This is a genomic window from Salegentibacter sp. (assembly GCF_041642575.1).
GTDB lineage: Bacteria > Bacteroidota > Bacteroidia > Flavobacteriales > Flavobacteriaceae > Salegentibacter.
The window spans coordinates 1-6,300 of the sequence record NZ_JBEPWD010000102.1; the positions used below are offsets into that span (position 1 = coordinate 1).

7 protein-coding genes are annotated in these 6,300 nt (G+C 39.0%); 4 read left to right on the top strand and 3 right to left on the bottom strand.

The genetic code is table 11. The features are described from left to right. The 3 genes from ACESK1_RS11400 to ACESK1_RS11410 form a co-directional block, all read right to left on the bottom strand. Positions 1–194, bottom strand: a 194-nt coding sequence (locus tag ACESK1_RS11400; protein WP_372920304.1) for an ApaG domain, incomplete at its 3' end; no start/stop codon positions are given. A 1-nt stretch (position 195) separates the two neighbouring features. Further along, on the bottom strand, positions 196–1,281 hold the full coding sequence (locus ACESK1_RS11405) for a DUF3667 domain-containing protein (protein ID WP_372920305.1): 1,086 nt from the start codon (positions 1,279–1,281) through the stop codon (positions 196–198). A 15-nt stretch (positions 1,282–1,296) separates the two neighbouring features. Continuing rightward, complete coding sequence (locus ACESK1_RS11410; protein ID WP_372920306.1) at positions 1,297–2,547, bottom strand: DUF5103 domain-containing protein; 1,251 nt, start codon at positions 2,545–2,547, stop codon at positions 1,297–1,299. Between the two features lie 169 nt (positions 2,548–2,716). On the opposite strand from ACESK1_RS11410, the gene ACESK1_RS11415 reads away from it, so the two are divergent. From ACESK1_RS11415 to ACESK1_RS11430, 4 genes are all read left to right on the top strand, one after another. Next, positions 2,717–4,060 (top strand): Na(+)-translocating NADH-quinone reductase subunit A, encoded by a 1,344-nt coding sequence (locus tag ACESK1_RS11415; protein WP_372920307.1) that lies wholly within the window; start codon positions 2,717–2,719, stop codon positions 4,058–4,060. A 14-nt stretch (positions 4,061–4,074) separates the two neighbouring features. Next, positions 4,075–5,256 carry an NADH:ubiquinone reductase (Na(+)-transporting) subunit B gene (locus tag ACESK1_RS11420; RefSeq protein ID WP_372920308.1) on the top strand — a complete coding sequence of 394 codons (1,182 nt, stop codon included), beginning with the start codon at positions 4,075–4,077 and terminating at the stop codon, positions 5,254–5,256. A gap of 2 nt (positions 5,257–5,258) precedes the next feature. Then, positions 5,259–6,002, top strand: a complete 744-nt coding sequence (locus ACESK1_RS11425; RefSeq protein ID WP_372920309.1) for a Na(+)-translocating NADH-quinone reductase subunit C — start codon at positions 5,259–5,261, stop codon at positions 6,000–6,002. 2 nt (positions 6,003–6,004) lie between these two features. Continuing rightward, positions 6,005–6,300, top strand: a 296-nt coding sequence (locus ACESK1_RS11430; protein ID WP_372920310.1) for an Rnf-Nqr domain containing protein, incomplete at its 3' end; no start/stop codon positions are given.

Here is a 6,300-nt window from a genome sequence, read left to right on the forward strand (position 1 = left end):
TTCACAATTTCAGTATTATTTAAGGCATCTTTTATCTTCCAGAATCGGGAAGTTAATTGCACGGAATCATTACTTTGATTTTCGATAGTAATTCGGTACGCAAAGGCAAATAATTTCCTGTAGCTTCTGAAGACAGAACCTTCAAAACTGGTCTCAACCGAAATCTTAATACCTCTTGTAACTTGTTGAATCATATCAATATATCGCGAATGACGCTATTATGGAAATTATTCCTGCAATAACTGCTAAGGTAAAAAATATAATATTGAGCAGCATGAATTTTACAAAGGTTTTAACACGACTTTGTCCATAAAATTTACGCATTGCCATGAAGAGATAAAAGATGAAAATTATGGTTGCTAGGGTGATTCCCAGGTCGCTTTCAAATAAATAATCTGCCAGAAGTGCGATACCATAAATTACAAAAAAAGTAGTTTGTACATGAAAGGTGAAGATGAGATGTTCCATGTAATTAAAAGGACGGCGTAAATAAAGAATCCAGATGAAAAACGCAAAAACCGGCAGGTAGAAAAAGATGATGAAGGGTAATTTATTGATAAAATAATTGAGGAAAAGTTGAGGGTTACTTTTTAGGATATTCCAGTCAGTGGCTTTTTTATAGATCCAGTGATTATAATTGCTGTGAGGGTGGCGAAGGCTGTCTAAAGCCTGTTGTGCCGAGAGTATTTCGGTTTCTTTATAGTACTTTGAATAAATATTAAATTGGTTCGTGCTGGCTTCAATAAAACTTAGGCTGTCCAGGGCCTCCCAATCCTGATAGATTTTCTCATAACTAACTCTGTCCTTAGCCTGTTGCGTTCTAATAAGGGAGTCCAGGTTAAACTCCCGGCCTGCTATTTCAGGATTTGGAATATCCAAAGAATCAGCAGTCTCTTGAGCAAGTGCGATCTCCTCTTCATTCAGGTTTGAAGGAACTGGCTGTAACTCAAAACTATTCAGGAAACCCCAGATAATAAAGAATATAATGGATGCGCTAAGATAAAACCTGAAAGGATTAGCATAACGCATTCGTTTTCCTGAAATGTAATCTTTAGAAATCTTGCCCGGGTTGAATAATAAAGCTTTCATGGTACGGCGAAACCTGGAATCGTAAGCCAAGATACCCGCGAAGAATTCATTAAAGAAGTCGTCGAAGGCTAATTTTTTTGTACTATTTAGTTGACCACACGCGGGACAATATTTGTCGCTTTTATCCAGTTCGTGATGACAGTTAAGACATCGTTCTCCGCGATACTTCAGTTGACTTCTTTCTTTTTCCATGCTACAGGAAGGTGGTTAGTTGGTGATATTAGTGGAGCTGGCACTACCAATCCCTATAAGCCTGTCGTATCTGGCTCCCGGACTTCTATAGTAAACCAACACCTGGTAATCATTTTCAGTTTCATCAAAATTACCGCTGAAAAACCCTTCGTCAATACTGCCGTCCTGATTTTTCAAGACATACTTGTAGTTGTAAAAACCTTGCTTAAAAAGTCTGGCTCCCTCGTACATTTCGGTTTCTTCATTAAACCTTAATCTTGTGGTCTCATCGATTTGAAAATTATTGAAACCACCATAAATATGAATTTCCCCGCCATCAAGTTGACTGTAATTCCGAAGTTTAAAATGAACCCAGGAATACTCAGCTTCTGTTTCAGGTTCTCTTCCCTGTAAACTTCTTACTACGAAACCGCCGTTAATGTCGGGCTGATAGGTGTAAGGTTCATTCGCTCTTGCTCGGTCGGGAAATAAGTGATGATGATAAAGATCGTTTAACTCAATATAATTTATATCTACAGTACTTGCACGCAGGTCCTTGTTATCGAACTGGAGATACTCATTCCCTCCAAAAAAGGCCGTTTCCTGGTCGTAACGATAAATCAATTCGTTGCCAATGCTATATTGTGGCTTAATATTTTTAATTGCCGTTTTCAAATTCTGATTCTGCATCAGCAGAACATTTACAGTTTCATCGGGATTCTTTAGAATGAGATCGGGTGAGTCTACTGAAAAATTTATCACTTGCTTTTCACTGATAAATTCCAGGGCACGAGAACGCCTGATATTTACCGAAACTTTCGCTAAAGGTTCGTAAACCATAAATTTTCTTGAAAAAACCGCTTCTTTTTCTGAATTGAAAATTTTCAGCATATAGTTGCCTGAAACTTTTAGTCCGCGGGTATCTGAATTGGGGAATTCCAATTCGTAATGCGAATATCCCTGAAGTGTATTATAGGAGTTTTTATAATTGAAGATCCTTACATCATCAAAACCTTCCATATATTCTGATTTTGATAACTTGGAAGGGGTCCAATCGTAATTGTAATGCTCGATTGTGTAATAATAATCGGCTTCATCTCCTATAATATCATCAAAACTCAATTTGAGTTTCTCTCCCTGTCTTAGAACCGGATTTCCTGTTTGACCGGAGCTTCCTTCAAAATCTATAGTGTAAATATAATTTGGCGGGAGAATTTCCTGTTCACTTTGTCCCTGAAGGCAAAAACCTGTAAAAAGAAAGGAAATTATGACGAGGATCATTTTCATTGTAAAGAATTATATTCAAAGATAATTACAATTCTCATACCGAACTTTTTAACATTTCGATTTAACAGATTTAAAGTCCGAAAATTCTTATTTTTATTGGGATATGTGGGTTTAAAATTCCTAAATTTGCCTGACTTAAAAAAAATTATTTTAACATACACTCCATCCTATGTCAAAAGACATTCGAATTAAAAGAGGATTATCTCTACGATTAGAAGGGGAAGCGGATAAGGAGCTGGTAAAGGCTCCAAGGTCTAAGACCTATGCCATTAAACCGCCAGATTTCCATACTGTAATACCCAAAATGGTTGTAAAGGAAGGTGAAAGACTGCTAGCCGGTGATGAGCTCTTCTATTCAAAATACACCGATGAGGTGCGTTTTACCAGTCCCGTTAGCGGGACGCTTAAGGAAATTAAGCGTGGTGCTAAACGCCGCATAATGGAAATTATTATAGAAGCAGATCCCGAAGATGCTTACAGGGAATTTGGGAAATTGGACGCATCTTCAGCTGATGCTGAAGCTGTAAAAACCAGAATTCTTGAAAGTGGCTGCGGTGCTTTTATCAACCAAAGGCCTTACGATATCATCGCCGATCCAAAGGATAGCCCTAAAGCTATTTTTATTTCGGCAGTAAGTACTGCGCCTCTGGCTCCGGACTGGGGCTTTATTTTGAAAGATAAGCAAGCGGAATTCCAGGAAGGAATTAACGCACTTCAAAAACTAACTTCAGGAAAAGTTCATCTTTCATTAGACGATTCTTCAGCAGGAGCCCTAAAAGGGATAAAAGGTGCTGAGCTTCATAATGTAAGCGGGCCACACCCTGCAGGGAATGTTGGAATTCAAATTCACAAGATCGATCCTATAGTTCAGGGAGATCGGGTTTGGACTCTTAATCCTGAAGATGTTGCTATAATTGGCAAGCTTTTTTTAACCGGGCGTTACCAGGCAGATCGTACCATTGCACTAACCGGTAGTGAAGCAAAGGATCGCAAATACTACAGCGCAAAAATCGGGGCAAATGTTTCTGATTTTATTGGAGAGGTTAGTGATGATATTCGTATAATTTCAGGTAACGTATTGACAGGAACCAAGCTTTCAAATAACCAGTACATTAGTTTTCTGGATAACGAAATAACGCTTATTCCAGAAGGAAATCAATACAGACCATTGGGTTGGTTGCCTTTTACCTATAATAATATTCACTCAAATTCCAGAACATCTCTTTCGTTTTTGTTTCCTAACCGTAAATTTAAGCCTAATACTAATCTCAATGGGGAAGAACGGGCTTTAGTAGTTACTGGTGAAATGGAGGAGGTTATGCCAATGGAGATTTTTCCTATGCAGCTTATTAAAGCCTGTATGGCAGGAGATATTGAGAAAATGGAGAACCTTGGGATCTACGAAGTCGCTCCTGAAGATTTCGCTTTGGTAGAATATGTAAACACCTCGAAAATCGAAATTCAGGAAGTTATTCGTTTAGGCCTGGATCTAATGGTTACTGAAGTAGGTTAAAAAGCATGAAAACTATGGAATGGATTAGACAAAGATTAGATAAAATTAGAGAGCCATTTGGTAAGGGTAAGAAATTTGAGAAGTATTCACCCGCTGTGAATGCGATTGATACTTTCCTTTTTACACCAAATCATACTACCCAGAAGGGGGCTCACATAAGAGATGCGGTAGATTTAAAAAGAGTGATGATCACTGTGGTTATCGCTTTGATTCCAGCGCTTCTCTTCGGGATGTGGAATGCAGGATACCAATATTATAGTCAGTTAGGCGAAGCCTTTACTTTTTGGGAAGCTTTAGGTCACGGAGCCTTAAAGATCGTACCAATGATAGTGGTTTCCTATGCAGTAGGACTTGGAATTGAATTCGCCTTTGCCATCTTTAGAGGGCACGAAGTTAACGAAGGTTACCTGGTAACCGGTTTGCTTATTCCTATGATTATGCCAATTGATCTTCCGCTTTGGATGTTGGCTCTTTCAGTGGTATTTGCAGTATTGATTGGTAAAGAGGCCTTTGGAGGTACAGGGATGAATATCCTGAACCCTGCTTTAACGGCAAGAGCATTTGCATTCTTTGCATACCCTACCTATATGTCTGGAAACCAGGTTTGGGTTAGCGAGGCAAGTAATGTAGAAGCTGTTTCAGGGGAAACAATTCTTGGTTCTCTTGCTGCCGGAGATAATGTTTCTTATAGTATGTGGGATATGTTTTACGGCGTTATACCGGGATCGGTTGCAGAGACTTCAACATTGTTTGTTCTTGCCGGAGCACTTCTCTTAATTCTAACAAAGGTTGGAAACTGGAGGATTATTCTGAGCGGGTTTATAGGAGCTGCAGTAATGGCTTTAATATTTAATGCCTTGCCATCTCTGGGAGTTGAAGGAAATGATTTGACGAACTTCAACTGGGTAAATCACCTGCTAATTGGAGGTTTGGCTTTCGGAATTGTGTTTATGGCTACCGATCCGGTATCTGCTTCACAAACCTTGAAGGGAATGTGGATCTACGGATTCCTAATCGGTTTCTTCTCGATAATGATCAGGGTGTTTAACCCCGCTTATCCCGAAGGAGTGATGCTGGCAATTCTGTTGATGAATGTGTTTGCACCAACCATAGATCATTATGTGATTGAGGCTAACATTAAACGTAGACGAAAAAGAATTAAAACTGCCACCGGGCAGGTTAAAACAGCAGTTTAGTTATGGAAGAGAAATCAGTAAATAAAACTAACAGTAACGGATATACCTTTATGTTCGCTATTATTATGGTAATAGTAGTAGCAACTGTGTTATCCTTTACCTCTACTTCCCTGCAGCCTACGCAAAGGGAAAATGTTAGACAGGAAAAGATGCAGAATATTCTTGCAACTATTGGTATCGAAACCGATAGGGCAGGAGCAGAAGAGCTTTACGATCAATACATTACCGAAGAGATTAGTCTTCGTGAAGATGGATCTGTAGATGAGGAAGTAGATGCTTTCCAGGTAGATTTGGCGAAAGAGCTAAAGAAACCGGGATCAGATCAGGTTTTTCCTCTATATATCGCTGATGTGGATGGAGAAAAATTCTATATTATTCCTCTTAGAGGAAACGGATTATGGAATGCGATATTCGGATATATTTCTTTACGGGATGATGTGAACACTATTGCAGGTGCCACTTTTGACCACCTTGCTGAAACTCCCGGGCTGGGAGCCGAGATTACCAAGCAATATTTTAAGGACAGATTCGTGGATGAGAAAATTTTTGACCAAAGCGGAAATCTGGTTGGAGTTTCCGTAGTCAAAGGTAGTATAGATGTTTCTGATAAGGATGATAACAGGGTCGATTCGATTTCCGGAGCGACTATTACGGCCGATGGGGTTTCAGATATGATTTATGAAAGACTTAGTCGTTATCTACCTTATTTTGAAAAGGAGAAGGATATTAAAGTAGCAATTCAATAATTATGGCTAACGAGAAAAAATATACTTCCGAAGAAAAGGAAGCAAAGAAAAAAGAAATGATTCTCTTCATGTCTAATTCAGAAGAGAGAGAGCATTTTCTATCGAAGGCGAACAGGAAGTTATTGTCTGATCCATTAGATGATAATAACCCAATTACCGTGCAGGTACTGGGTATTTGTTCGGCACTTGCGATCACCGTACAGTTGGAACCAGCTGTGGTTATGGCAATTGCGGTTGTTGCGGTTATGGCATTTAGTAACATGATTATATCTATGTTACGTAATATGATTCCAAGCCG

What these genes read in the sequence shown, in the direction of transcription:
- ACESK1_RS11405 (WP_372920305.1), bottom strand. Translation starts at nt 1,281, where the DNA reads ATGGAAAAAGAAAGAAGTCAACTGAAGTATCGCGGAGAACGATGTCTT.
- ACESK1_RS11410 (WP_372920306.1), bottom strand. Translation starts at nt 2,547, where the DNA reads ATGAAAATGATCCTCGTCATAATTTCCTTTCTTTTTACAGGTTTTTGC.
- ACESK1_RS11415 (WP_372920307.1), top strand. Translation starts at nt 2,717, where the DNA reads ATGTCAAAAGACATTCGAATTAAAAGAGGATTATCTCTACGATTAGAA.
- ACESK1_RS11420 (WP_372920308.1), top strand. Translation starts at nt 4,075, where the DNA reads ATGGAATGGATTAGACAAAGATTAGATAAAATTAGAGAGCCATTTGGT.
- ACESK1_RS11425 (WP_372920309.1), top strand. Translation starts at nt 5,259, where the DNA reads ATGGAAGAGAAATCAGTAAATAAAACTAACAGTAACGGATATACCTTT.